The sequence below is a fragment of the Rhodococcus sp. NPDC006774 genome (assembly GCF_040636045.1).
Taxonomy (GTDB): domain Bacteria; phylum Actinomycetota; class Actinomycetes; order Mycobacteriales; family Mycobacteriaceae; genus Rhodococcoides.
Genome location: NZ_JBEYIW010000001.1, coordinates 528,891 through 550,908, shown reverse-complemented (window position 1 = coordinate 550,908; position 22,018 = coordinate 528,891). Strand labels below are relative to the sequence as shown.

General features: G+C 66.6%; 25 protein-coding genes. 19 read left to right on the top strand and 6 right to left on the bottom strand.

Annotation, left to right across the window (positions count from 1 at the left end; all coding sequences use genetic code 11):
• The first annotated feature begins 62 nt into the window (after positions 1 to 62).
• A complete protein-coding gene (locus ABZ677_RS02830; RefSeq protein ID WP_358366432.1) occupies positions 63 to 563 on the top strand; it encodes a hypothetical protein in 501 nt (166 codons plus the stop codon).
• Between the two features lie 8 nt (positions 564 to 571).
• On the opposite strand, the gene ABZ677_RS02825 is transcribed toward ABZ677_RS02830, so the two are convergent.
• Genes ABZ677_RS02825 through ABZ677_RS02815 form a run of 3 tightly spaced genes read right to left on the bottom strand, consistent with a single transcriptional unit; the run spans position 572 to position 3,082 of the window.
• The gene (locus tag ABZ677_RS02825) at positions 572 to 1,045 is read right to left on the bottom strand and encodes a YbaK/EbsC family protein (protein ID WP_037194994.1); all 474 of its coding nucleotides are present in this window, start codon (positions 1,043 to 1,045) and stop codon (positions 572 to 574) included.
• Between the two features lie 53 nt (positions 1,046 to 1,098).
• A complete protein-coding gene (alc, locus tag ABZ677_RS02820; protein ID WP_358366431.1) occupies positions 1,099 to 2,073 on the bottom strand; it encodes an allantoicase in 975 nt (324 codons plus the stop codon).
• Between the two features lie 4 nt (positions 2,074 to 2,077).
• Complete coding sequence (locus ABZ677_RS02815) at positions 2,078 to 3,082, bottom strand: hypothetical protein (protein WP_094632475.1); 1,005 nt, start codon at positions 3,080 to 3,082, stop codon at positions 2,078 to 2,080.
• Positions 3,083 to 3,134: 52 nt separating this feature from the next.
• On the opposite strand from ABZ677_RS02815, the gene ABZ677_RS02810 reads away from it, so the two are divergent.
• Both ABZ677_RS02810 and ABZ677_RS02805 read left to right on the top strand, forming a co-directional pair.
• Positions 3,135 to 3,779, top strand: a complete 645-nt coding sequence (locus ABZ677_RS02810; RefSeq protein WP_358366429.1) for a TetR family transcriptional regulator — start codon at positions 3,135 to 3,137, stop codon at positions 3,777 to 3,779.
• Between the two features lie 28 nt (positions 3,780 to 3,807).
• Positions 3,808 to 4,032, top strand: a complete 225-nt coding sequence (locus ABZ677_RS02805; protein ID WP_037194997.1) for a DUF6480 family protein — start codon at positions 3,808 to 3,810, stop codon at positions 4,030 to 4,032.
• Positions 4,033 to 4,053: 21 nt separating this feature from the next.
• Here ABZ677_RS02805 and ABZ677_RS02800 read toward each other — a convergent pair whose 3' ends face one another.
• Positions 4,054 to 4,551 carry a 2-oxo-4-hydroxy-4-carboxy-5-ureidoimidazoline decarboxylase gene (locus ABZ677_RS02800; RefSeq protein WP_358366428.1) on the bottom strand — a complete coding sequence of 166 codons (498 nt, stop codon included), beginning with the start codon at positions 4,549 to 4,551 and terminating at the stop codon, positions 4,054 to 4,056.
• 119 nt (positions 4,552 to 4,670) lie between these two features.
• Between ABZ677_RS02800 and ABZ677_RS02795 the strand changes: the two genes are divergently transcribed.
• The 3 genes from ABZ677_RS02795 to ABZ677_RS02785 all read left to right on the top strand — a co-directional run bounded on the left by ABZ677_RS02795 (position 4,671) and on the right by ABZ677_RS02785 (position 7,142).
• Positions 4,671 to 5,498 (top strand): crotonase/enoyl-CoA hydratase family protein, encoded by an 828-nt coding sequence (locus tag ABZ677_RS02795; protein ID WP_358366427.1) that lies wholly within the window; start codon positions 4,671 to 4,673, stop codon positions 5,496 to 5,498.
• A gap of 1 nt (position 5,499) precedes the next feature.
• On the top strand, positions 5,500 to 5,964 hold the full coding sequence (locus ABZ677_RS02790) for a MarR family transcriptional regulator (RefSeq protein ID WP_037195003.1): 465 nt from the start codon (positions 5,500 to 5,502) through the stop codon (positions 5,962 to 5,964).
• A gap of 161 nt (positions 5,965 to 6,125) precedes the next feature.
• Entirely contained in the window at positions 6,126 to 7,142 is a 1,017-nt protein-coding gene (locus ABZ677_RS02785; protein WP_230596469.1) for a GGDEF domain-containing protein, read from the top strand.
• Between the two features lie 49 nt (positions 7,143 to 7,191).
• Here the strand turns inward: ABZ677_RS02785 and ABZ677_RS02780 are convergent, their stop codons facing one another.
• Both ABZ677_RS02780 and ABZ677_RS02775 read right to left on the bottom strand, forming a co-directional pair.
• Complete coding sequence (locus ABZ677_RS02780) at positions 7,192 to 7,641, bottom strand: PAS domain-containing protein (RefSeq protein WP_037195005.1); 450 nt, start codon at positions 7,639 to 7,641, stop codon at positions 7,192 to 7,194.
• A 61-nt stretch (positions 7,642 to 7,702) separates the two neighbouring features.
• Positions 7,703 to 8,194 carry an inorganic diphosphatase gene (locus ABZ677_RS02775; protein ID WP_037195007.1) on the bottom strand — a complete coding sequence of 164 codons (492 nt, stop codon included), beginning with the start codon at positions 8,192 to 8,194 and terminating at the stop codon, positions 7,703 to 7,705.
• 205 nt (positions 8,195 to 8,399) lie between these two features.
• On the opposite strand from ABZ677_RS02775, the gene dacB reads away from it, so the two are divergent.
• The 13 genes from dacB to panC all read left to right on the top strand — a co-directional run bounded on the left by dacB (position 8,400) and on the right by panC (position 22,017).
• Positions 8,400 to 9,740 carry a D-alanyl-D-alanine carboxypeptidase/D-alanyl-D-alanine-endopeptidase gene (dacB, locus tag ABZ677_RS02770; protein ID WP_358366426.1) on the top strand — a complete coding sequence of 447 codons (1,341 nt, stop codon included), beginning with the start codon at positions 8,400 to 8,402 and terminating at the stop codon, positions 9,738 to 9,740.
• Entirely contained in the window at positions 9,737 to 10,822 is a 1,086-nt protein-coding gene (locus ABZ677_RS02765) for a zinc-dependent metalloprotease (RefSeq protein ID WP_358366536.1), read from the top strand. The genes dacB and ABZ677_RS02765 overlap by 4 nt, the downstream gene beginning before the upstream one ends.
• A 41-nt stretch (positions 10,823 to 10,863) precedes the next feature.
• Entirely contained in the window at positions 10,864 to 11,814 is a 951-nt protein-coding gene (gene tilS / locus ABZ677_RS02760) for a tRNA lysidine(34) synthetase TilS (protein WP_037195011.1), read from the top strand.
• An 11-nt stretch (positions 11,815 to 11,825) separates the two neighbouring features.
• A complete protein-coding gene (gene hpt / locus ABZ677_RS02755) occupies positions 11,826 to 12,377 on the top strand; it encodes a hypoxanthine phosphoribosyltransferase (RefSeq protein ID WP_032395535.1) in 552 nt (183 codons plus the stop codon).
• Between the two features lie 289 nt (positions 12,378 to 12,666).
• Positions 12,667 to 15,579, top strand: a complete 2,913-nt coding sequence (gene ftsH / locus ABZ677_RS02750) for an ATP-dependent zinc metalloprotease FtsH (RefSeq protein ID WP_358366425.1) — start codon at positions 12,667 to 12,669, stop codon at positions 15,577 to 15,579.
• Between the two features lie 219 nt (positions 15,580 to 15,798).
• Positions 15,799 to 16,398, top strand: a complete 600-nt coding sequence (gene folE, locus ABZ677_RS02745; RefSeq protein ID WP_037195562.1) for a GTP cyclohydrolase I FolE — start codon at positions 15,799 to 15,801, stop codon at positions 16,396 to 16,398.
• 19 nt (positions 16,399 to 16,417) lie between these two features.
• Positions 16,418 to 17,266, top strand: a complete 849-nt coding sequence (gene folP / locus ABZ677_RS02740) for a dihydropteroate synthase (RefSeq protein WP_358366424.1) — start codon at positions 16,418 to 16,420, stop codon at positions 17,264 to 17,266.
• Positions 17,263 to 17,667: a dihydroneopterin aldolase gene (gene folB / locus ABZ677_RS02735; RefSeq protein WP_052048042.1), complete on the top strand. Its 405-nt coding sequence runs from the start codon at positions 17,263 to 17,265 to the stop codon at positions 17,665 to 17,667. Before folP ends, folB begins: the two co-directional genes overlap by 4 nt.
• Complete coding sequence (gene folK / locus ABZ677_RS02730) at positions 17,664 to 18,173, top strand: 2-amino-4-hydroxy-6-hydroxymethyldihydropteridine diphosphokinase (protein ID WP_358366423.1); 510 nt, start codon at positions 17,664 to 17,666, stop codon at positions 18,171 to 18,173. Before folB ends, folK begins: the two co-directional genes overlap by 4 nt.
• Positions 18,170 to 18,640 (top strand): DUF3180 domain-containing protein, encoded by a 471-nt coding sequence (locus ABZ677_RS02725; protein ID WP_037195566.1) that lies wholly within the window; start codon positions 18,170 to 18,172, stop codon positions 18,638 to 18,640. Before folK ends, ABZ677_RS02725 begins: the two co-directional genes overlap by 4 nt.
• A gap of 90 nt (positions 18,641 to 18,730) precedes the next feature.
• Positions 18,731 to 20,086, top strand: a complete 1,356-nt coding sequence (locus ABZ677_RS02720; protein ID WP_358366422.1) for a DUF6779 domain-containing protein — start codon at positions 18,731 to 18,733, stop codon at positions 20,084 to 20,086.
• A gap of 114 nt (positions 20,087 to 20,200) precedes the next feature.
• Positions 20,201 to 21,112, top strand: a complete 912-nt coding sequence (locus ABZ677_RS02715; protein ID WP_358366421.1) for a DUF2520 domain-containing protein — start codon at positions 20,201 to 20,203, stop codon at positions 21,110 to 21,112.
• Complete coding sequence (gene panC, locus ABZ677_RS02710) at positions 21,109 to 22,017, top strand: pantoate--beta-alanine ligase (RefSeq protein ID WP_358366420.1); 909 nt, start codon at positions 21,109 to 21,111, stop codon at positions 22,015 to 22,017. Before ABZ677_RS02715 ends, panC begins: the two co-directional genes overlap by 4 nt.
• Position 22,018 lies beyond the last annotated feature (1 nt).

The window sequence follows — 22,018 nt, the reverse complement described above, 5'->3', positions numbered from 1 at the left end:
GTGTTCGAGTTCGGCTCCGCTCCGACCGAATACCACCGACTGAAGAATCAGGACCACCACTCATGTCGCACAACTTCACCCGCGTCGCCGTCGAGTTCACTGCAGGTTGGACCGAACTGACCGCCGCTCCCGAGACGGACGTAGTCCGAATCCAGGCCTCGGACCTGCGAGAATCCCAGCAACACCTGGCCCGGGTACGGGCCGAGGCAGTCGACCGCGGTGAATCCGCCGACAGCACGGCAGTGTTTCTCGACCTCGAGATCCACATCGCGGTCGATGCCCGGACGGCCCGTCGGGAATTCGCCGCACTGGATGCACCGACCAGCCCGTCGTCGATCCGTTACGTCGGAACACCGGCGGGATTGGCCAGTCTGATCTCCGACGTCACCGCGGCCGATGTGGCCGACGGTGTGACGTTGACAGTGCTCGGCGATGCGGCTCGGCAGTCGGTTCTGATCAACAACGCAGTACTGCCGCTGCTCGAATCCCGCGGCACCCGACTCGACATCGACGTTGTCGACGCGGTCCTCGGCGCACCGATCGCCCCGACGCTCGCGTCCTGATCAGACGGTCAGGTGACGTCGATCGCCAGACCTGCCGTGATGCGCACCAACTCGGTGAACGTGGACCGGAAGATCGTGTTGGTGTGACCGGCGGCCGCCCACACCTCGGCGTACCCGGCCAGATCCTGGTCGACGAACGTGTCCAGGTTGGTGGGGTGGCCGACCGGGGCGATCCCCCCGATCGGCTGCCCGGTGGCATGCTTGGCCGTGTCGAGAGGTGCGCGCGTCAACGTGCCGCCGAGACGCTCACCGGTGTGCTCGAGATGAACGTTGTGGGCACCGGAGACCAGTAGCAACACCGGCTCGTCGCCCAGCAGAAACACCATCGACTTCACGATCGCGCCCACCTCGACGCCCAGTGCCGCAGCAGCATCGGCGGCCGTGTGGGTGCCCTCAGGACTGTTCACCACCACCCCGTGATGACCACGTGAAATCAGAGTGTCGGCCACATGGGCTGCATTCGGATGAAGTAGCCGGGACATGAACCAACCCTATTGCCCCAGCCTTCTTTACGCAGAAGGCTTGCCAACTCCGGTCATTCCGCAGGCTCCACTCCTGCCAGATCACCGAACAGTCTCAATCGCGCCATGCCGCCGTCGGGGAAGATGTCCATCCGAACCTCCGAGACCGGAGTGTCGTGGTCGAGCACGAAACGATGCCGGGTGTCCGGCTGCAACGTCGTGCGCGGCAACAGTTCGATCCATTCGCCGTCGCCGAGGCGGCCCCGCAGCGATGCCGCACCCGGCGCGTTTCCGAGGAAGCAGGTGGTGTCGAGTTCGGCGAGAGAGATGTGCCCGGTACCGGCGAGCTGCACCTGAACCCAGTCGTTCGCGTCGTTGCGTCGACGCGAGGTCTCCCAGCCCTCACCCATCGACCGCGGGGGACCGGGGAAGAGCAGGTTGTTGGGTGAGCTGTAGAACATGTTGGAGCACGCCGAGACGTACGCGCCGTTCTCGAGGGCAGCCAGGTCGACCGGCCCGGCAGCGAGGAACTTGGGGTCGGGCTTGCCGCGGCCCAGCACCCGCAACCGCGCCACTCCGCCGTCGGGATAGATCGACAGTTTCACGTGCGTCCACCGCGCATCGGAGGCAACGGCGAACCTGTTCTCGCTGTCGCCGTTGACCGGGCTGCGCGGGACGATGGTGGTCCATTCGGTCTGGGCGTGCAGCTCTTCCGGTGACGGAAATCCGTCGACCTCGGCGGCCTCGATCGAGATCTCCGGCGGATAGTTTCCGGTGAACCACGCGGTGTCGACGACGACCGCCGAGACGACCCCGGGCGCTCCGAGACGCACGATCGCCTCGTCGTAGCCGGCCTCGCGTCGGCGTCGCGTCTCCCACCCGTCGTAGATCTGACCCTTGTGCCCGAACGTCGCCGTCGAATAGTCGGCTTTGCCCGGCCTGACCAGATTCTCCTTCTCCGCGAACGTCTCGTCGTTCGCCCACACGACTGCGCCTCCGAGTGTGCGGACGGCGAGATCGGGCAGTGGCAACGGGAAGGTGGAGGTCATGGGATCACACTTTACTGGTCTCGCGTGAGCTCACCGGGTTGTGTGCAGACCGACGCCGCAGGGACGCCGCAACCATCAGCAGCGCGCCGATCACGACGTAGAGCGTCAGGCCCAGTGCAGGCTGCCCCAGCCCGGTGCCCGAGAAGTACACGATGCTTCGCACGCCCTCGGTGCCGATGCCCGGGGTGATCCATCGACCGATCGACGCGTAGAGCGACGGTAGGACATCGGCCCCGAAAGCGCCTCCTGCGCTCGGGTTTCCGAGGATCACGAAGAGGACGATCGCGGCGGGAACCGCGGCGACGCCGATCAGTGCGCGCAGGCCCATGGTGAACAATCCGGTGGCGAAGACCACCGCGGTACCCAGCAGGGTGAGCGGAAACCAGTGGCCGGCAAAGGTTTCCAGGACATGAGTGGTGAGGAAGGCTCCGAGCGCACCCGATGCGGCCGAGTACACCGCGAGAATGCCGACGTGGACGCCGGTTTCGCGGCGCGAGGTCGGTGCGCCGATGAGCAATCCGAAGGCGGCGGCCAGCAGGTACCCGCCGACGACCCAGCCGACCGAGAGGTAGAAGCCGGACAGCCCTCGGTTGTCGTGCACGCCGACCGGAATCTCGTCTCGGACCACGAACTGGCGACCCTGCGCGGCGTCGACCTCGGTGAAGATCGATTCCAGCGCGGTGGCCACGGAACTGCCCGCCGCGCTCGCGGTGATGAGGGTGTCCGTTCCGTCGGCTCCGACGACGTAGGCCCCGAGAATGTCTCGATCGCGGAGCAGTGAACGGACCTCCGCGGTATCGGCCGCGGTGCGCGCCTCGAGCGGAGTGCCGTCGATGGCGTCGAGGCGGTCGGCGGTCTGTCGGTCCAGTCCTTCGGGGAGGCCGGCCTCGGTGACCACCGCGATCGGGATCGCGTGCGGAGTCGGCTGATGGAACGCCGAGACGTAGCTGAGGATGAAGCCGAGCTGAAGGACCAGCACCGCGGCGGCGAGCAGTGACATCTTGCGCATGGGTGACTCCTGAATCTTGTCGATACCCGAGGTATTCAATACTCTAGGTATCGTGAATGCCGACGAGCAAGAAAAGTGGGGGTCGACACAGGACCGGCGACGACCCCAACGCACCGACGTACGGGACCGGCTGCTCGCCGCGGCAGCCGACGAATTCACCGAACGTGGCTATGCCGCAGCCAAACTCACCGACATCGCAGACCGGGCCGGCTTCACCAAGGGAGCCGTCTACTCCAACTTCGAGTCCAAGCAAGCGCTCTTCGCCGAACTGCTCGCCCGGCGCTCCCTCGACCTCGCCGCCCGCGTGCTGGCCCATATTTCCGATCTGGACCCCGGCGCGGCAGCCGGAGCCGGCGGTGGAGAGATCGCGTCCTGGGTGGTCGCCGAACCTCGATGGCCGCTGTTGACCGTCGAGTTCGGCATCCTCGCCGGACGCGACCCGGCCGTCGCCGAGCGCTACCGCACCGACCGTCGAGCATTGCGGCTCGAGCTCGAACGCCTCATCGCCGAGCGAGCAGACTATTGGGGCGTCGGCGAGAACTTCGATGCCCGACGCCTCGCGACGTCACTGGCGGCATTGATCTCCGGATTGGCCGTCGAACATTCGGTGGATCCGGAGGAAATCGACGAGGGAGTCATCGCCGACGCGGTGTCGGAATTGTTCGCGGGAGCGATAGCTAGGGCACATCTCGATTGAGGGACACCGCACCGGGTAACCGGGGCAGATGAATGCTCAGAATCCGGATCCCGACGTCACCGCAGGACTCGAAGCGGGAGGCAGCGTCACGCCTGGAGACACCCCGCCCGCCGAAACGGGAATCGGCGGCCCCAACCACGAACCGCCGCAGCGCAGCCGCGTGATGCCGATCGTCATCATCTGTGTGGTGGTGTTGCTGGCGATCCTGATCGCGGGTGGCCTGATCGGTCGCGTCGTCGGTCTGTTCGGCTGACCCCGGTTCGGTTGCCGGCGGTCAGTACTGCGGCCAGCCGCCCTCTGGCCCCAGCATGCGATCCAGTCGGATGTGGTTGATCTTCGACATCTCGTCGCGCATGATCTTGCGCTCGGTCTGGTCGTCGTTGTCGAGACGATGGCCCAGATCCACCAGGATGTCGCGCGGCTCGAAGCCCTCGGGCTCGAACAACCGACTCGACACGTACGGGTAGCCGAACCGATCGTCGTACGCCCTGGCGGCAGTTCCCAATGCTCCGCGAGTGTCGGAATCCATGGCCGCGCACACCTTGCTCGGCTCCGGGAGTGTCTCGGCGAGCGAATCCACATCGGCGTCCGAGAGTTCGGCGAGTTCGGCGTCGCCTGCCGTGAACAGGTCTGTTCGAGAGCGATACCTGCGGCCGTCCGCCACCCTGGACGCCCACGCCACCGAGCAACAGCACGCGTACAGCGCATGCACCGCCTTGCGGCGCGGCAGATCGTTGAACGTCTCCAGGCCGAGTCCCTGATGCATCAGCATGAGTCGATGATGGGCTCGATTCGGCGTATGTACCAGAGCTGAGCAGGGACTTAGCGCAGACGTTACGCGCCGTAACATGCGGTGCGGGAATGTGCGACGCTGCCGCTAGGCTCGCAGGCATGACGGAACTAACCTGGAAAGCCTTCTCGGTGGAGATCGCGGACCACATCGCGCAAGTGACACTTCTCGGGCCCGGCAAGGGCAACGCAATGGGCCCCGACTTCTGGAGCGAGAGCACCGAGCTGTTCGCGCAGCTCGACGCCGATCCCGAGGTTCGGGCAGTGGTGCTCGCCGGCTCCGGCAAGAACTTCACCTACGGACTGGATCTGGCCGCGATGGCCGGAACGTTCGGTCCTCTCATGGCAGACCAGGCACTGGCCGGTCCTCGGACGTCCTTCCACGACACCATCAAGACGATGCAAAAGGCGATCAACGCCGTCGCGGACTGCCGCAAGCCCGTCGTCGCTGCGATCCAAGGCTGGTGCATCGGCGGTGGCGTCGACCTCATCACCGCCGCCGACGTGCGATACGCCAGCGCCGATGCGAAGTTCAGCGTGCGCGAGGTGCGGGTCGCGATCGTCGCCGACATGGGTTCTCTGGCCCGTCTCCCCGCGATCATCGGTGACGGCCACCTGCGTGAGCTCGCATTGACCGGCAAGGACATCGACGCCGCGCGCGCCGAGAAGATCGGTCTGGTCAACGACGTGTTCGAGGACCACGACGCCGCCCTCGCCGCTGCTCGCGACTGCGCCGCCGCCATCGCTGCCAACCCGCCTCTGGTGGTGCAGGGCATCAAGACGGTGCTGGATCATTCTCGCTCCTCCAGCGTCGACGATTCGCTTCGCTACGTCGCGGCCTGGAACGCCGCCTTCCTCGCCTCGCACGACCTCACCGAGGCGATCACCTCGGTGTTCGAGAAGCGACCGGCGCAGTTCACCGGTAACTGACGTGGTCGAGTTCGCCGAGGAACTGGGCACACAGCTGGTTCGGCTGCAACGCCTGCGTGAGCGCAACATCGCTGCGATCTCGTCCTCGGGAGGTGTGGACGGCGCTGCGTACGTATGCTTGTTCAGGCTCCTGCGCGACGGACCGATGCGGTCCAGTGAACTCGCCGCGATGGTGAATTCCGATCCGTCGACGGTGAGCAGGCAGGTGGCTCAGCTGGTCGAACGGGGGCATGTCGAGCGGCTGCCCGACGAACGTGACGGTCGAGCATTCGTGCTCGCGGTGACGGAGTCGGGTCGGGAAGCGGCGGCGGCGATCCAGCATCGACGAACCGACAATCTCGGACGAGTCATCGAGGGGTGGACACGGGAGGACAGAGAATCGCTGGTCGCGTTGCTCGATCGCTTCTTGACCGATTACGAAACGATCAGGCCGGACCTGCCCGAGCGGCGCGCCGGTAACGTCTGATGCGCAAATGAACGATCGCGCTACCTGACACGCTCGTCGACCGGCCGCCGCACAGGTCCGCATGCTCGCCCGAACAGTCAGAACGGACGGAGGGGAACGCGGTGCCATTCGATCGCGATCGACCGCCGCACAGACGGGTGAACGGGCCTCGACCAGGCTCGGTGCGGCTCGAACGATTCGTCGCCCTGGGAATCGCCGCCCTGGTTCCGTCGTTCGGTCTGATCGGGGTCATTGCGATGTTCTCCGCCGACGGACCCGAAGGCAATGCGGCCAAAATCGCCTGCACACTGGTGCTGATCTCGACCGTTCCGGTGGGGGCGTGGTGGTTTCTTCGCTCGGCGGACGTGTCGCACATGCCCGGATGGTTCGTGGTGTACGCCGACGTGGGCGTCGCGGCGATGCTGCTCACCTTCGCAGGCCGAGACCTCGCACTGAATGTGGCGGCACTGTTCGCGGTGATCGGCATCTACATCGTCTACTTCTCCCGGCGCCGAGTACTCGAATTCCACATGCTGTTCGTCAACGCAGTGGTCGTGGCGCTGGCAGCACTGGCATTCGCCGAGGACACACACGACCTGGCATCGACCGTCGCCAGAACTCTTGCCACGCTGTTGGTGGTCAACTCGGTGCTCGCGTTCCGGGCAGTGATCCAGCGTCAGCTCGATCTCGCCAACACGGACTCGCTGACCGGACTGCTCAACAGACGCGGCCTGGAATTGCGGCTGCAACGCATGATGAACTCGCTGGACGAGGAACGCTCGGTCGCGCTCATGGTGGTCGATCTCGATCAGTTCAAACGAGTCAACGACACCTACGGCCATGCAGCGGGTGATCGGGTTCTGCGCCGTACGGCCCGCAGGCTCAACGCGGTCACGGGCGGACGGCCGTGTGTGGCACGTACCGGCGGTGAGGAGTTCACGATCGCGCTACCGGTCGACGATGCCGCCGCGCACAGGATCGCCCACGAGATTCTCGAGTCCATTCACGACCCAGCCGACGACGTACCGGTGACGGTCAGTGTCGGGGTGGCCCTGCTGGACGGCGGCCGATGGTTCGCCGCCGCCGAGTCCGGTGACGGTGCCGACCTGGTCCACAACGTGCTGCTCGACGCCGACACGGCCATGTACGAGTCCAAGCACGCGGGCGGAAACAGAGCAACGGTGTACGCCGGCGAATGATTCGCAGGCGTACACCGTTCGACGTTCGGGGAAGAACGTGTGCCGTGCGTCAGCGCAAAGCGCTCTTGGGGTCGTTCCACAGCTGATCGGTGAAGTCCTCCAACGCGACGAGCACGATGGTGTCCTCGGTGCGGCGCAGGATCGACTTGCTGGCGCGCACCTGCACGATATCGCCGGTCTTGTCGGTCATCCGCCACAGAGAATCCGCGCGGGTGGCCACCGTCGTGAGGAACATGTCCGCGACGTTGACGCCCTCCGGTGCCCGGTCGGGGAAGATGTCGTGCAGGTGGAAGTCCTCCCGCTCGCTGCGGTCGAGACCGAACAGATCGTCGAAGGCCTCGTTCGCGAACACGATGGCACCGGTGGGATCGACCGCGAGGATCGGCACCGGGATCCGGTCGAGGACGACCGTCACCGGCAGATCGGGAAACTGCGTCGGATCCGAGATCGGTCGCGAATCGAGATTGCGCCGATCACCGTTGGAAGTGCTGTCGGTCATACGTCTCCCCAAACTATGTTTCGTCGGCGCACGGCCGAGACGAGGTGTGGTGCCGAAACGATCAGTGACCCGGATTGTCCGTCAAGCGCTTGAACGACGCAGCGATTTCGGCCTCGGCCTCGGCGCGGCCAACCCAGTCTGCCCCGGTGACGTGCTTGTTGGGTTCGAGATCCTTGTAATGGACGAAGAAATGCTTGATCGCGTCGAGCTCGAACGTCGAGACGTCGCTCAGATCCTGGATGTGATCCCAACGGGTGTCGCCTGCCGGGACGCACAGAACCTTGTCGTCGCCGCCTGCCTCGTCGACCATCTTGAACATCGCCACGGGGCGGGCCTCGACGATGACACCGGGGAAGACCGACTCCGGCAGCAGCACCAGTGCGTCGAGGGGATCGCCGTCCTCGCCGAGCGTGTTCTCGATGAAGCCGTAATCGGCTGGATACGCCATCGCGGTGTAGAGGTAGCGGTCGAGGCGAACACGTCCGGTGACGTGGTCTACCTCGTACTTGTTGCGCTGCCCCTTGGGGATCTCGATGGTGACGTCGAACGGCACGTGCAGTCCTCACTGTCTTCGTCGAGCCGAAACGGCCCGAGTCGTTGCGAATGTGTCGATGGTGGCGGCGCAAGGCTACCGGACCCGAGGATACTGTTGACTGAACGATCGTGGGTACGACCACGGCAGATACGGAGGAACAGTGGCGGGGCTGACACGGCGGTTTCTCGGCCCCACAGCGGGTCGACGGCGCAGGAAGAAGCGCATGATCCTGACGCTGTGTGCCGTGTTCGTGGTGATCCTCGCCGTGACGACCGCAGCGCTGGTGCTGCCGTCGGTGTCCGACGGTGCCGAGACCGCGATCGAGCCGCCACCCGACACCGTGCTGCCCGACCCGGCGATCACCCCGTTCCCGGAATCGGCACCGATGCCGAACGCGGCAGGTCTGGCAGCCGCACTCGCCCAGGTGGTCGACGATCCCGCCCTCGGCACGTTCACCGGAACCGTCGCCGACGCGCAGACCGGCCAGGTGCTCTGGTCCCAGAACCCCGACACTCCGATGACGCCTGCCTCGACCACCAAGGTGCTCACCGCGGCGGCTGCGATGCTCGCGCTCCCGGCGGATCACCGCGTCACCACCCGCGTGGTCCAGGGAAGCGGCGAGGGCAACATCGTGCTGATCGCGGGCGGCGACCCGACACTCACCGCGCTGCCGGTCGGAACCGACGGGTTCTATCCCGGCGCGGCGCGCATCGACGACCTGGTCGAGCAGATTCGGCGCAGCGGAACGGTGGTGCGCAGCATCGCCGTCGACACCTCGATCTATTCCGGTGACACGATGGCGCAGGGCTGGTTTCCCGCCGACATCGCCGCTGGTTCGATCACGCCGATCGAACCGATCATGCTCGACGGCGGAAGATCGGACCCGCTCGTCGACGAATCGCCGCGCAGCACCACCCCGGCACTGGACGCGGGCCGCGCGCTGGCCGCGGGGCTGGGCGTCGACCCGGCCGTGGTGACCACCGGCAAGGCGGCCGACGGGGCCGATCAGATCGCATCCGTCGAATCCGCTCCGCTGCGAAACCGCTTGCAGCAGATGATCTATCGGTCCGACAACGTCCTCGCCGAGGCCGTCGGACGTGAACTCTCGCTGGAGATGAACACGGCCGCAAGCTTTTCCGGTGCAGTGGCCGCGATCGGGCAGACCCTCTATTCCGCAGGCTTCGACATGGCCGGACTCCTGCTGGAGGACGCCAGCGGGCTGTCGGTCGACGGCAAGATTCCGGCCAGGCTGCTCGATCAGGTGTTGACCTCGGCCGCCGGAACCGAGCAGCCGGCGCTGCGTCCGATGCTCGACTACCTTCCCGTCGCCGGTGCCACCGGAACCCTGACGGATCGGTACGCCTCGGGGAATCGGACCGGAGCGGGCTGGGTTCGCGCCAAGACCGGGACCCTTTCTGCTGCAAGCGCTTTGGCGGGATATGTCGTCGACGTCGACGGCCGGATCCTGACCTTCGCTCTGATGTCCAACGACCGGCCACCCGACGTCAGTCGCCCCGCCCTCGATGCCGTCGCATCGACCCTGAGATTGTGTGGTTGCCAGTGAACACGGACGCAGCAGCGAAGACCGACGACAGCGAAGCCACCTCCGGTTTCGCCGGTGCCGTCGACTGGTCCGTGGCAGCCAAGGCCGGAGCCAAGCTGGCCCGCCCGGGCCCGGCCACCTCGCGCTACACCGCCGCTGCAGCCGTGGAAGAGCTTGCCGCCGCATCCATTCGGGCCGAGGGGCCGGTGCGCGAGACCACCGGCCTGGCCGACGGACTCCCCGTGCCCGACGCCCAGGTGGTCGACCGTGCCGGCTGGATCGCCGCGGCCGCGGCGTCGATGAAGCACCTGACCGGAGACGACGACGGTACGCCGCCGTCCGGGCTGCTCGGCGGGAAGCCGGCCGGACTGCAGGCCGGAGCGATGCTGGCCTTCCTGTCCAGCGCCATTCTCGGACAGTACGACCCGTTCACCGGCGAGAACGGAACCCTGCTCCTCGTCGCGCCCAACGTGATTGCCGTCGAGCGTGCACTTCGTGTGTCGCCCAGCGACTTCCGCCTGTGGGTGTGCCTGCACGAGGTGACCCATCGAGTGCAGTTCTCCTCCGCTCCGTGGCTCGGCGGCTACATGCGCGAGAACGTCGGGGTCCTCTCCGACGGCACCGACGAGCCGCTCTCCGATGTCGCCAACCGGCTCACCGGCGCGCTGAAGGCCCGAAAGAATCCGAGCGGGTTGTCCAAGTCCGAGGACGCAGGCATCGTCGGACTGCTGCGCGCCACCCAGCCGCAGCCTCAGCGCGACGCCATCGACCGGCTCCTGGTGCTCGGCACATTGCTCGAGGGCCACGCCGACCATGTGATGGACGCCGTCGGACCGGCCGTCGTGCCGACCGTGACGCAGATTCGCGGTGCGTTCGATCAGCGCAGGCAACGCAAGGTGAATCCACTTCAACGCGTCATCCGGGCACTGCTCGGCATGGACGCGAAGATGGCGCAGTACGTGCGCGGCAAGGCATTCGTCGATCACGTCGTCGCCACAGTGGGGATGGAACGCTTCAACACCGTGTGGACCGGGCCCGACACCCTGCCGTTGCTGTCGGAGATCGAGGACCCCGACGCCTGGATCGCCCGAGTTCTGGGCTAGTGCTCCTACCTGAGGGAGTGGAGCCTGCGGAACGACCACGAATGCCTGAAGGGCCTGCTCTGCTGGAGATCAGGCACGCAGTTCGGGGTTGGTTGTCGGTGCATCCCGGGCCGGTGGTCGTCGCATTGTCCGGTGGAGCGGATTCGTTGGCCCTGACCGCAGCGACCGTGGCCGAGGCTCCGAACGTGCGGGCGTTGATCGTCGATCACGGTCTGCAGGCCGGCTCTGCCGAGGTGGCCTCGATCGCGGCGGCGCGTGCCCTCGAGTTCGGCGTCGATGACGCACGTGTTCTGACGGTGCAGGTGACCGGTTCGGGAGGGATGGAAGCGGCCGCCCGAAGAGCCAGGTACGACGCGTTGAACCGGGCCCGCGGCGACGCGTCGGTGCTGGTGGCGCACACCCTCGACGACCAGGCCGAAACGGTGCTGCTCGGGTTGGGGCGCGGATCGGGACCGCGGTCGATCGCAGGCATGGCGGCATTCGATGCGCCCTGGGGTCGGCCGCTGCTCGGGGTTCGACGCAGCGTGACCCGAGCTGCCTGCGTCGAGCTGGGGGTCGAGCCGTTCGAGGATCCGCACAACACCGACACCGATTTCACTCGGGTGCGGTTGCGTCACGAGGTGCTGCCCTTGCTCGAGGACGTGCTCGGCGGTGGTGTCGCCGCGGCGCTCGCGCGGACGGCCGAGCAGTTGCGCGAGGACGGCCGGGTGCTCGACGCGATGGCCGAATCGGTCGTGGACACCGATTCACCGGACCTCGCGGTCGCGGCGCTCGACCCGCTCGATCCCGCAGTTCGCCGGCGAGTACTGCGCCGATGGTTGCTCGGCAGGGGTGTGACGTCCCTGACCGACCGGCAGATCCGGGCCGTCGATGCCCTCGTCGGACGGTGGACCGGCCAGGGCGGGGTTGCGCTGCCAGGCGGAACGCCCGACGCCAGGTTGGTGTGCTCGCGTCGACATGGCAGGCTGAGCGTCGGCCTGGAGAACGAATGAAGGGAAACCCCGTGTACGAGGGCGACATCGAATCGGTTCTCATTTCCGAGGAACAGATCAAAGCACGCACTGCGGAACTCGCAGAAGAGATCGCCCAGCGGTATCCCGAAGGCTCGCCGGAAGGTGACCTGCTCCTGGTCGGCGTCCTCAAGGGCGCGATCATGTTCATGACCGACTTCGCGCGCGCACTGCCCATCCCGGCGCAGCTCGAGTTCATGGCGGTCAGCTCCTACGGTTCGTCCACCTCGTCGTCGGGCGTCGTCCGGATTCTCAAGGACCTCGACCGCGACATCACCGGACGCCACGTGCTGATCGTCGAGGACATCATCGACTCCGGACTGACCCTGAGCTGGCTCAAGCGCAACCTCGCGACGCGCTCGCCCGCCTCGTTGTCGGTGGTGACGTTGTTGCGCAAGCCCGACGCCATCAAGGTCGACGTGGAGGTCGCGAACGTGGGCTTCGACATCCCCAACGAATTCGTCGTCGGCTACGGCCTCGACTACAACGAGCGCTACCGGGATCTGCCGTACATCGGCCTGCTCGATCCCAAGGTCTACAGCTGAGTCCGTTCCTTCGGTCCGCCCCGTTCGCGTGAATGGACCATTGCCGCGCCGAGACGTATGCAATGGTCCATCGATGCGGATAGGGTGCCCAAGAGGTGGGGAACTGCCGGGGGAGTGCAGTCGTTGGAGGGGTAGAAGCGTCGACGCAAACAGGTGCGTGGACGCACAGCGCCAGGTATGAGCGAGTCAGATGTCCGAGTCTCGCGCTAGCCTGGAGTATCCGGCGGGCAGGGAGCAGCCAGCGCGCGGGAGCGGACTGAAAGGACACGGCCGACTCGGCTGAAGCTGTATGAATCGGAAGACAGTAATACGAAATCTTGCCATCGTTTTCGGCATTCTGTTGGTGATCTATGCCTTCAGTTACTTCGGTAACGACACGCGGGACTGGAAGACGGTCGACACCTCGGTGGCGATCGCCCAGCTCGACGACCGCAACGTCGAGTCCGCGCAGATCGACGACCGCGAACAACAGATTCGGCTGACGCTCAAAGAGGCCAACGAGGCCTCGGGCAACGAAACTCAGATCATTGCGAAGTACCCGGACTCGGCGTCCGAGCAGATCTTCGACAAGGTCGACTCACAGGGTCTGACGAGCTACAACACCACCGTCACCCAGGAGAGCTGGTTCAGCTCGTTCCTGCTGCTGATCCTGCCGATGGTGCTGATCCTCGGCGTGATCATCTTCGTGATGAGCCGCATGCAGGGTGGCGGACGCGGTGGCGTCATGGGCTTCGGTAAGTCCAAGGCCAAGCAGCTGACGAAGGACATGCCCAAGACCACCTTCGCCGATGTCGCAGGCGCAGACGAGGCAGTCGAAGAGCTCTACGAGATCAAGGACTTCCTGCAGAACCCGGCGCGCTACCAGGCGCTCGGTGCCAAGATTCCGCGCGGCGTGCTGCTGTACGGCCCTCCCGGAACCGGCAAGACGCTGCTCGCGCGCGCCGTCGCAGGCGAGGCAGGCGTGCCGTTCTTCACCATCTCCGGCTCGGACTTCGTCGAGATGTTCGTCGGCGTCGGCGCGTCCCGAGTGCGCGACCTGTTCGAGCAGGCCAAGCAGAACAGCCCCTGCATCATCTTCGTCGACGAGATCGACGCCGTCGGTCGCCAGCGCGGCGCAGGCATGGGCGGCGGTCACGACGAGCGCGAACAGACGCTCAACCAATTGCTCGTCGAGATGGACGGCTTCGGTGAGCGCACCGGCGTGATCCTCATCGCCGCGACCAACCGCCCCGACATCCTCGACCCCGCGCTGTTGCGTCCGGGCCGCTTCGATCGGCAGATCCCGGTCGGTGCCCCCGACCTGGCAGGCCGTCGGGCGATCCTCAAGGTGCACTCGGCGGGCAAGCCCGTCGCGCAGGACGCCGACCTCGAAGGTCTCGCCAAGCGAACCGTCGGAATGTCCGGTGCCGACCTGGCCAACGTCATCAACGAGGCCGCACTGCTCACCGCTCGCGAGAACGGCACCGTCATCACCGAGGCGTCCCTCGAGGAGTCGGTGGACCGCGTCGTCGGTGGCCCGCGCCGCAAGAGCCGCATCATCAGTGAGCACGAGCGCAAGATCACTGCGTACCACGAGGGTGGCCACACTCTCGCGGCATGGGCGATGCCCGACATCGAGCCCGTCTACAAGGTCACCATCCTCGCTCGCGGTCGCACCGGCGGCCACGCAATGACCGTGCCCGAGGACGACAAGGGCCTGATGACGCGGTCGGAGATGATCGCTCGCCTCGTGATGGCCATGGGTGGCCGCGCGGCCGAGGAGCTCGTCTTCCACGAGCCGACCACCGGTGCGTCCTCGGACATCGACCAGGCCACCAAGATCGCTCGCGCGATGGTCACCGAGTACGGCATGAGCAGCAAGCTCGGCGCGGTTCGGTACGGGCAGGAACAGGGCGACCCGTTCCTCGGCCGTTCGATGGGCCAGCAGTCCGACTTCTCGCACGAGGTCGCCCGTGAGATCGACGAGGAGGTGCGCAAACTCATCGAGGCTGCGCACACCGAGGCGTGGGCCATCCTCAACGAGTACCGCGACCTGCTCGACACCCTTGCCTCCGAGCTGCTCGAACGCGAGACGCTCACCCGCAAGGACCTCGAGAAGATCTTCCACAGCGTCACCAAGCGGCCGCGCATCACCCTGTTCAACGACTTCGGTGATCGCAAGCCCTCGGACAAGCCGCCGGTCAAGACGCCCCGCGAACTCGCCGCCGAGCGCGGCGAGCCGTGGCCTCCGGTGCCGCCGGCCCCGAAGCAGCTTCCGCCGCAACAGTTTCCGCAGCCCAGCTACGCCGGTTCGCCGCAGCTGAGCAAGGGTGGCTACCCGAACGGGAGCAACGGATACAACGGTGCCCCCACCAACGGCGCGCCCACCAACGGCGCGCCCACCAATGGCGCTCCGGCGAACGGTGGCCCGGTCAACGGATCGCCGGGCACCGGAGACGTCAATGCGCCGAACAACGGTGACGGTCGACGCAGCGCCCCCGCAACCGGCGGTTTCAACGGCGGTGGCTACAACGGCGGGCCGAACGGAGGTTACGGCGGCCCGGCCAACGGAGGTGCTCCCAACGGGGGTGGGTACTCCGAGGGCTACCGCAGGCAGGAACCTCGCCCGAGCGGCCCCAGCCAGGGCTCGCGTCCCGATTACGGTGCCCCGGCAGGATGGTCGGCTCCGGGATGGCCTCCGCGTGACCAGTCCTCGGTTCCCCGTTACCAGGGACCGACCACGCCGCCGGCTGCGAATCAACCGAATCGCGAGCAGCCGGAATCGGATCGACCGGATCAGAGCCGGTACGAGCCGCCGCAGGGACAGCCGCCGACGTACCGACAGCACCCCACCTATCAGCAGCCGCAGGCATATCAGCCGCCGACCGCTGCGCCGTCGAACCAACCGCCGTCGAACCAACCGCCGGAATATCAGTCGCCGCAGTATCAGCCGGATCCGTTCCGGCCGGACGCTCGGGACCAGGGTCGTACCTCTCGGCACGAGCCGCCGTACGGCCAGAACCGGGACGATGCCGCGCCGGCCGAGGCGTCGCCTCCCACCTGGGAGGTTCCGACTCCATCGCAGAGCTACCCGCTGCCCGGAGACGATCGTCCCTCGAACAGCGCGCCCGAGGACTCGCGTCGAGACGAGCGAGCCGAGGACGACGGCGACGAAGGTCCGCGCACGCAACGCTGGGAAGGACCGGGCGGCTCGTACCGCTAGGTCGGTCATTAGGCTGACTGGGTCGACCGTTTCGGTCGGCCCAGTCCGTCGTTCGAACCGTGCTGTAGGTCGGCGCAGCTGCTCTGTGAAGAACAGGTGCAGTTCGGCCCAGCTGTCACATTCGCGGAGCCCAACCGGAGGTACGTTCTCGTGTCAGTCAACCGGACCGACGAGTCGTCGAACGACTCGGCAGAAGTCCCAGCAGCGCAGCAACGGGCAGTGGAACAGACAGTGGCCTACGCCACCGGTGCGGTCTTCGACCAGCCTCGGGCCGAGGCCGCCGTACGTGAGCTGTTGATCGCCGTCGGCGAGGATCCCGACCGTCCAGGTCTGCTCGACACCCCGGCCCGCGTCGCGCGCTCCTACCGCGAAATCTTCGCCGGGCTCTACACCGACCCGGACACGGCGCTGAACACGACGTTCGACGAGGGACACCAGGAACTGGTCCTCGTCCGCGACATCCCCATGTTCTCCACGTGCGAGCATCACCTGGTCTCGTTCCACGGCGTCGCACACGTCGGCTACATCCCGGGCAAGAGCGGCAAGGTCACCGGCCTGTCGAAGCTCGCGCGCGTGGTGGACATGTACGCCAAGCGTCCGCAGGTGCAGGAGCGTCTGACCAGCCAGATCGCCGACGCGTTGATGCGCAAGCTCGACCCGCGCGGTGCAATCGTCGTGATCGAGGCCGAGCACCTGTGCATGGCCATGCGCGGGATTCGCAAGCCCGGTGCCAGCACCACCACCTCGGCGGTGCGGGGTCTGCTGCAGTCCAGCGCGGCATCGCGTTCGGAAGCTCTGGACCTGATTCTGCGGAAATGACGCGGCCGGTCGATTCCCGATGAGCCCGGCGCGGAGTATCCCCCCGGCACCCGTCGTCATGGGTGTCCTCAACGTCACTGCCGATTCGTTCTCCGACGGCGGTCGATACCTCGATGTCGAGGCCGCCGTCGAACACGGCCTGGCGATGCATCGTCGCGGAGTCGACATCGTCGATGTCGGTGGTGAGTCGACGCGTCCCGGAGCCGACCGGATCGATCCGACCCTCGAGGCGCGGCGCGTCGTGCCGGTCATCGCCGCGCTGGCCGCAGCAGGGGTGACCACCAGCGTCGACACGATGCGCGCCTCGGTCGCCGAGGCCGCGATCGACGCCGGGGTCTCGATCGTCAACGACGTCTCGGGCGGCCGGGCGGATCCGAACATGGCCGAGGTGGTTGCGGCCGGCGGATTGCCGTGGATCCTGATGCACTGGCGGGCCGCCGGATCCGAATACCGGCACGCAGGTCCGGCCGATCGATACGACGACGTGGTCGCCGACGTTCGCAGCGAACTGCTCGAACAGGTCGATCACGCAGTGGCGGCGGGAGTGGACCCGGCGATGCTCGTGCTCGACCCCGGCCTCGGATTCGCCAAGAACGCCGATCACAACTGGCAACTGCTGCGTGGCCTTCCCGACCTGGTGTCGGCCGGGTTCCCCGTTCTCGTCGGTGCTTCCCGTAAGCGCTTCCTCGGGTCGCTGTTGGCGGACGCCGACGGTTCTCCGCGGCCACCGGACGGACGAGAGGTCGCCACGGCGGTGGTGTCGGCGCTCGCCGTCGCCGGGGGAGCGTGGGGTGTGCGTGTGCACGACGCCCGCGCGTCACTCGACGCGGTTGCCGTCGTACGGGCATGGCAGGGTGATCGAGCATGAGCGAGATCAGCAGCCGCGCCAGCGCAGGGACGCGTCGCGGCGACCGCATCGAGCTGCGTGGCCTGACGGTGCGCGGCAATCACGGGGTTTTCGACTTCGAGAAGCGAGACGGGCAGGACTTCGTCGTCGACATCACCGTGTGGATGGACCTGCGTCCCGCGGCCGAGACCGACGACCTGACCCGAACGCTGCACTACGGAGAACTGGCCGAGCACGCTGCCGCCGTCGTCGCGGGCCCGTCCAGGGATCTGATCGAGACGGTCTCGGCCGAGATCGCCGAGGTCGTGTTGGCGTACGACTCGCGCGTCGAGGCGGTGGAAGTGGTGCTGCACAAGCCGTCGGCCCCCATTCCGCTGACGTTCGGGGACGTTGCCGTGGTGGCGTACCGGGAGCGGCCGTGACCCGTGCGGTGCTGTCCATCGGCAGCAACATCGGTGATTCGCTCGCCCACTTACGCTCTGTCACAGCCGAATTGGGTTCGCGGCTGGTTGTGTGCTCGCCGGTGTACCGCTCCGCACCCTGGGGTGGCGTCGAGCAGCAGGACTTCCTCAATGCCGTGGTGGTGGCCGAGGACGACGGTTTCGACGCCTGGGATTGGTTGAACTTCGGTCAGCGCCTCGAAGAGGCGGCCGATCGCGTCCGAGTGCAGCGGTGGGGGCCGCGGAGCCTCGACGTCGACGTGATCGTGTGCGAAGACGTGATCAGCGACGACCCTCGTTTGATCCTTCCGCACCCGCGCGCACACGAACGAGCGTTCGTCCTGCTGCCCTGGCTGGACGTCGAACCGGACGCAACCCTGCGCGTCGGCGACGACGACGTGCCGGTGTCCGAGTTGCTCGCGCGATCGAGTGCGGAGGAGCGGGCCGGAGTCGTACGTCTCGACGGCAGCGGTGATCGCCTGTGGTGACCAATCCCACCAAGGTCTGGGATGTCCTGGGTCTTTTCCTGGTCGCCTCGATCGGCACGTGGCTGCTGGTTCGGGTCTTCTACGGCTCCTTGCCGCCGATTCCGGTGTACGCCGGCGCGTCGTTGTATCTGGTCGCGGTGGTGCAGGTGGTCACTGCGGTGATCGTTCGCAACCGCATCGCCGAGCATCGGGTGGGCGGCGGTCTGCACGATCTGCATCCGTTGACGGTGTTCAGGGCGCTGGTGCTGGCGAAGGCATCGATGCTGGTGGGAACCGCTGTCGTCGGGGTGTGCGTCGGATTTCTGGTGTACGTGATGCCGCGTGCGGCGACGGTGCGGGCAGCGTCGTCGGATCGGGTCGGAGCCGTCGTTGCGCTCGTGGCCGGACTGGCCGTCGTCGCCGCCGCTGTGTGGCTCGAGCAGTGCTGCCGGACCCCGAAAGACAATGACGACGAGCGTTCTCGGTAACGCCCGAAACATTTGATTGTTACCTCGGTTGTGTAAGTGATCGGTCGAGGATGACTATTTGCGAACGATTTGCCGGTTACCCTTGTGAACATGACAGATCAGACTCGCGCAAAGAAGGGGCGCCGTAAGAGGCGTAGTGCGAGCCAGCTGTTCCTCGCGGCGCTCGTCGTGTTCGGCATCATCGCCAGTGTGTTGTTGCTCTTCACCGAGAGCGTGCAGTGGATGAGGGTCGGTGTTCTCTCGGCGCTGTGGGCTGCGGTGATCGGTGCATTCGCGATGACCAAGTACCGGCGTGAGGCGGCCGCCGATCAGACCAAGGCCAAGGACCTGCAGACGGTCTACGAGCTGCAGTTGGCCCGGGAGATCTCGGCGCGACGTGAGTACGAGATGAGCGTCGAAGCTCGGGTTCGCGGCGAATCGCAGCTCGAGATCGACGAGGTCGCAGCGCTACGCAACGAACTCGCCGCCCTCCGCCAGAACCTGCAGGTGCTCTTCGACGGCAATCTGCCCACCGAGCGCGTCGCACTGCGGGCCGAGGCGATGAGGATGCAAGAACTCGGCGGACGCGGATACGACAGCTACCAACCTGCGCCGTCCGGCCTGTACGTCCCCGGTCGCGGGAACGGCAACGGTTCGATGGCACCGGGAACCGGCCTCAACGGCGTCGGCACTCCGTACGACGAGCCGGTCACGGCGGAGACGTCGGTGGTGTACCCCGAGGATCCGGACGAGATGCCGCAGGCCACGGCTTCGGTAGCGCCGCCGGCGGCTGCCGAGTCGGCTCAGGATCCGTACGACGAAGATGCGTTCGAGCGAACAGGTTACGACACGGACGCCTCCGACGCAGCCGAGGAACCGTTCGAGCGGCCTGCAGCGCAGGCACGTCCCTACGGTGCTCCGAGACCGGCGGGACGCGTCACGCCGCCCAGCTCGCCTTTCACCGCATACGACTTCGAGCAGACACGTCGACCTGCTGCAGAACCGGAACCTGCGGCGGAGTTCGAGCCGCAGGCCACCACCGAGACCTACGAGACCGGGCATGCGGAGGCCGATTCGATCGGTTCGTATCCCACGGAGTCGTTCTCGGCCGAGTCGTTCTCGGCGGAGTCTGCCTCGGAGCCGGCCGAGCAGTACGCAACCGAGCCCGAACACGGATCGGACGCGGTCCCGAACGGCGACGCCCTCTCGGAGTCTCGCGCCTCGTTGCGCGACTCGGCCGACGCGTTCTTCGCGGCCGATCACGACTACGAGACATCGGCCGAGGACACGTCCGTCTCGCCCCGGCGAGGTCGCAGGCGCGCGGAGTCGAGCGACGAGGATGCCACGGGAGCGCACTCCAACGGCCGATCCGTCGCCGAGATCATGGCCGGTCTGCAGGGTGGTGACTCGTCCGACGTGACCACAACGGATCCGGGGACGCGTCGCCGCCGCCGTCGCGCAGACTGAGAACCAGATCACACTGCTCTTCCATGGCCCGCGAGGGCTCACTGTCGCTATTGTTCCCTGCAGGACGTCTGGTACCCGCCACGCGGGACTGGAACGAACGAGAGGAAATTTTCGGTGACCTTTTCTGGCACCGGTGGTCTGTCTCCGGCTCGCTTGACGGTTGGTGTCGTCTCGGCGGGACGGGTCGGTACCGCATTCGGTGAGGCGCTCGAACGCGTCGGGCATGTTGTCGTCGGTGCCGCCGCGGTGTCCGATGCGTCTCTCGCGCGGGTGCGTGGGCGGCTTCCCGAGTCCCAAGTTCTGCCCGTGGACGAGGTTGCTCGTCGCGCGGAACTGCTCGTTCTGGCCGTACCGGACAGCGAGTTGGCGTCGATCGTCGCGGGCCTGGCGTCCACCGGGGCGGTTGCACCGGGGAAGTTGGTGGTGCACACCTCGGGAGCGAACGGAATCTCGGTGCTCGAGCCTCTGGCTGCTCTCGGTGCCGTGCCCTTGGCCATCCACCCGGCCATGACGTTCAGCGGCGGAGCCGAGGACACCGACCGGATGACGGCCGCGTGCTTCGGCATCACTGCAGGCGACGAGATCGGCTACGCAGTGGCGCAGGCTCTCGTTCTCGAGATCGGCGGCGAGCCGGTGCACGTCCCCGAGAACAACCGGGCGCTCTACCACGCCGCGCTCGCGCACGGCAGCAATCACCTCGTCACACTGGTGGTCGACGCCGTCGAAGCGCTCCGAGTTGCGTTGGCCGGACCGGGTTTTCCCGGTTCGGATTCCGAACGCGGTGTGCCCGAGCGTGTTCTGGCCCCGCTGCTCGAAGCTGCGCTGGACAATGCGCTGCGCAACGGCCAGTCGGCGCTCACCGGGCCGGTGGCCCGCGGCGACACCGCTGCAGTCGGCAAGCATCTCGACGTGCTCGAGTCCGTGGATTCGCGGATCGCAGCCGGATACCGCGCGCTGTCGTTGCGATCGGCACAGCGCATCGGCGCCAAGGCAGACCTGATCGAACTTCTGGAAGGGAATCGATGACCCTCGCGGGCAGCTACACCAAGGGGCAGTTGACGGTTCACCACGATCCTGCGGTGATCACGTCGGTGTCGAAAGCACTGCGAGGCGTCGGGAAGCAGGTTGCTCTCGTCCCGACCATGGGTGCCCTGCACGCCGGGCACCTGCAGCTGGTGCGGCAGGCCAAGCTCACCGGGGCAGTGGTGATCGTGTCTATCTTCGTCAACCCTCTGCAGTTCGGTGTGGGCGAGGACCTCGATGCCTACCCGCGGACTCTCGACGCCGATGTGGCACTGCTGCGTGAGGAGGGCGTCGAACTGGTCTTCGCGCCGTCGGCGTCGGACATGTATCCGTCGGGTCCGCGCACCACCGTCAATCCCGGTCCGCTCGGCGCAGAACTCGAAGGTGCAAGCAGGCCTACGCATTTCGCAGGAATGCTCACCGTCGTGGCCAAACTGCTGCAGATCGCTGCACCGCATCGCGCCTACTTCGGCGAGAAGGACTACCAGCAACTGACGTTGATCCGGCAGATGGTGCGCGATCTGAACTTCGACGTCGCCGTCATCGGGGTTCCGACGGTTCGCGAGCAGGACGGACTGGCCTTGTCCTCGCGTAACCGGTATCTCGATGCCGAGCAGCGCGATGCTGCGATGGCGCTGTCGGCCGCGCTGGTCGCCGGGGCACACGCCGCGGCAGGCGGCAGCGAGGCCATCATCGCCACTGCGCGTGCCGTGCTGGACGAGGCACCTCTGGTGCAGGTCGACTACCTGGAGGTACGCAACCCGCATCTCGGACCCGCTCCCGAACGTGGCGACGGCAGACTGCTCGTGGCAGCCAAGGTGGGCACCACGAGATTGATCGACAACGTCGGTGTCGCCGTCGGCACCGGTTTCTTGGAGTACCCGGACGATCCGAAAAGTGGAGAGTGAC

Excerpts from the sequence above, each read along its gene's own strand:
- ABZ677_RS02830 (WP_358366432.1), top strand. The coding sequence starts at position 63 with ATGTCGCACAACTTCACCCGCGTCGCCGTCGAGTTCACTGCAGGTTGG.
- ABZ677_RS02825 (WP_037194994.1), bottom strand. The coding sequence starts at position 1,045 with ATGTCCCGGCTACTTCATCCGAATGCAGCCCATGTGGCCGACACTCTG.
- alc (WP_358366431.1), bottom strand. The coding sequence starts at position 2,073 with ATGACCTCCACCTTCCCGTTGCCACTGCCCGATCTCGCCGTCCGCACA.
- ABZ677_RS02815 (WP_094632475.1), bottom strand. The coding sequence starts at position 3,082 with ATGCGCAAGATGTCACTGCTCGCCGCCGCGGTGCTGGTCCTTCAGCTC.
- ABZ677_RS02805 (WP_037194997.1), top strand. The coding sequence starts at position 3,808 with ATGAATGCTCAGAATCCGGATCCCGACGTCACCGCAGGACTCGAAGCG.
- ABZ677_RS02800 (WP_358366428.1), bottom strand. The coding sequence starts at position 4,551 with ATGCTGATGCATCAGGGACTCGGCCTGGAGACGTTCAACGATCTGCCG.
- ABZ677_RS02795 (WP_358366427.1), top strand. The coding sequence starts at position 4,671 with ATGACGGAACTAACCTGGAAAGCCTTCTCGGTGGAGATCGCGGACCAC.
- ABZ677_RS02780 (WP_037195005.1), bottom strand. The coding sequence starts at position 7,641 with ATGACCGACAGCACTTCCAACGGTGATCGGCGCAATCTCGATTCGCGA.
- dacB (WP_358366426.1), top strand. The coding sequence starts at position 8,400 with ATGATCCTGACGCTGTGTGCCGTGTTCGTGGTGATCCTCGCCGTGACG.
- tilS (WP_037195011.1), top strand. The coding sequence starts at position 10,864 with ATGCCTGAAGGGCCTGCTCTGCTGGAGATCAGGCACGCAGTTCGGGGT.
- ftsH (WP_358366425.1), top strand. The coding sequence starts at position 12,667 with ATGAATCGGAAGACAGTAATACGAAATCTTGCCATCGTTTTCGGCATT.
- folP (WP_358366424.1), top strand. The coding sequence starts at position 16,418 with ATGAGCCCGGCGCGGAGTATCCCCCCGGCACCCGTCGTCATGGGTGTC.
- folB (WP_052048042.1), top strand. The coding sequence starts at position 17,263 with ATGAGCGAGATCAGCAGCCGCGCCAGCGCAGGGACGCGTCGCGGCGAC.
- ABZ677_RS02720 (WP_358366422.1), top strand. The coding sequence starts at position 18,731 with ATGACAGATCAGACTCGCGCAAAGAAGGGGCGCCGTAAGAGGCGTAGT.
- panC (WP_358366420.1), top strand. The coding sequence starts at position 21,109 with ATGACCCTCGCGGGCAGCTACACCAAGGGGCAGTTGACGGTTCACCAC.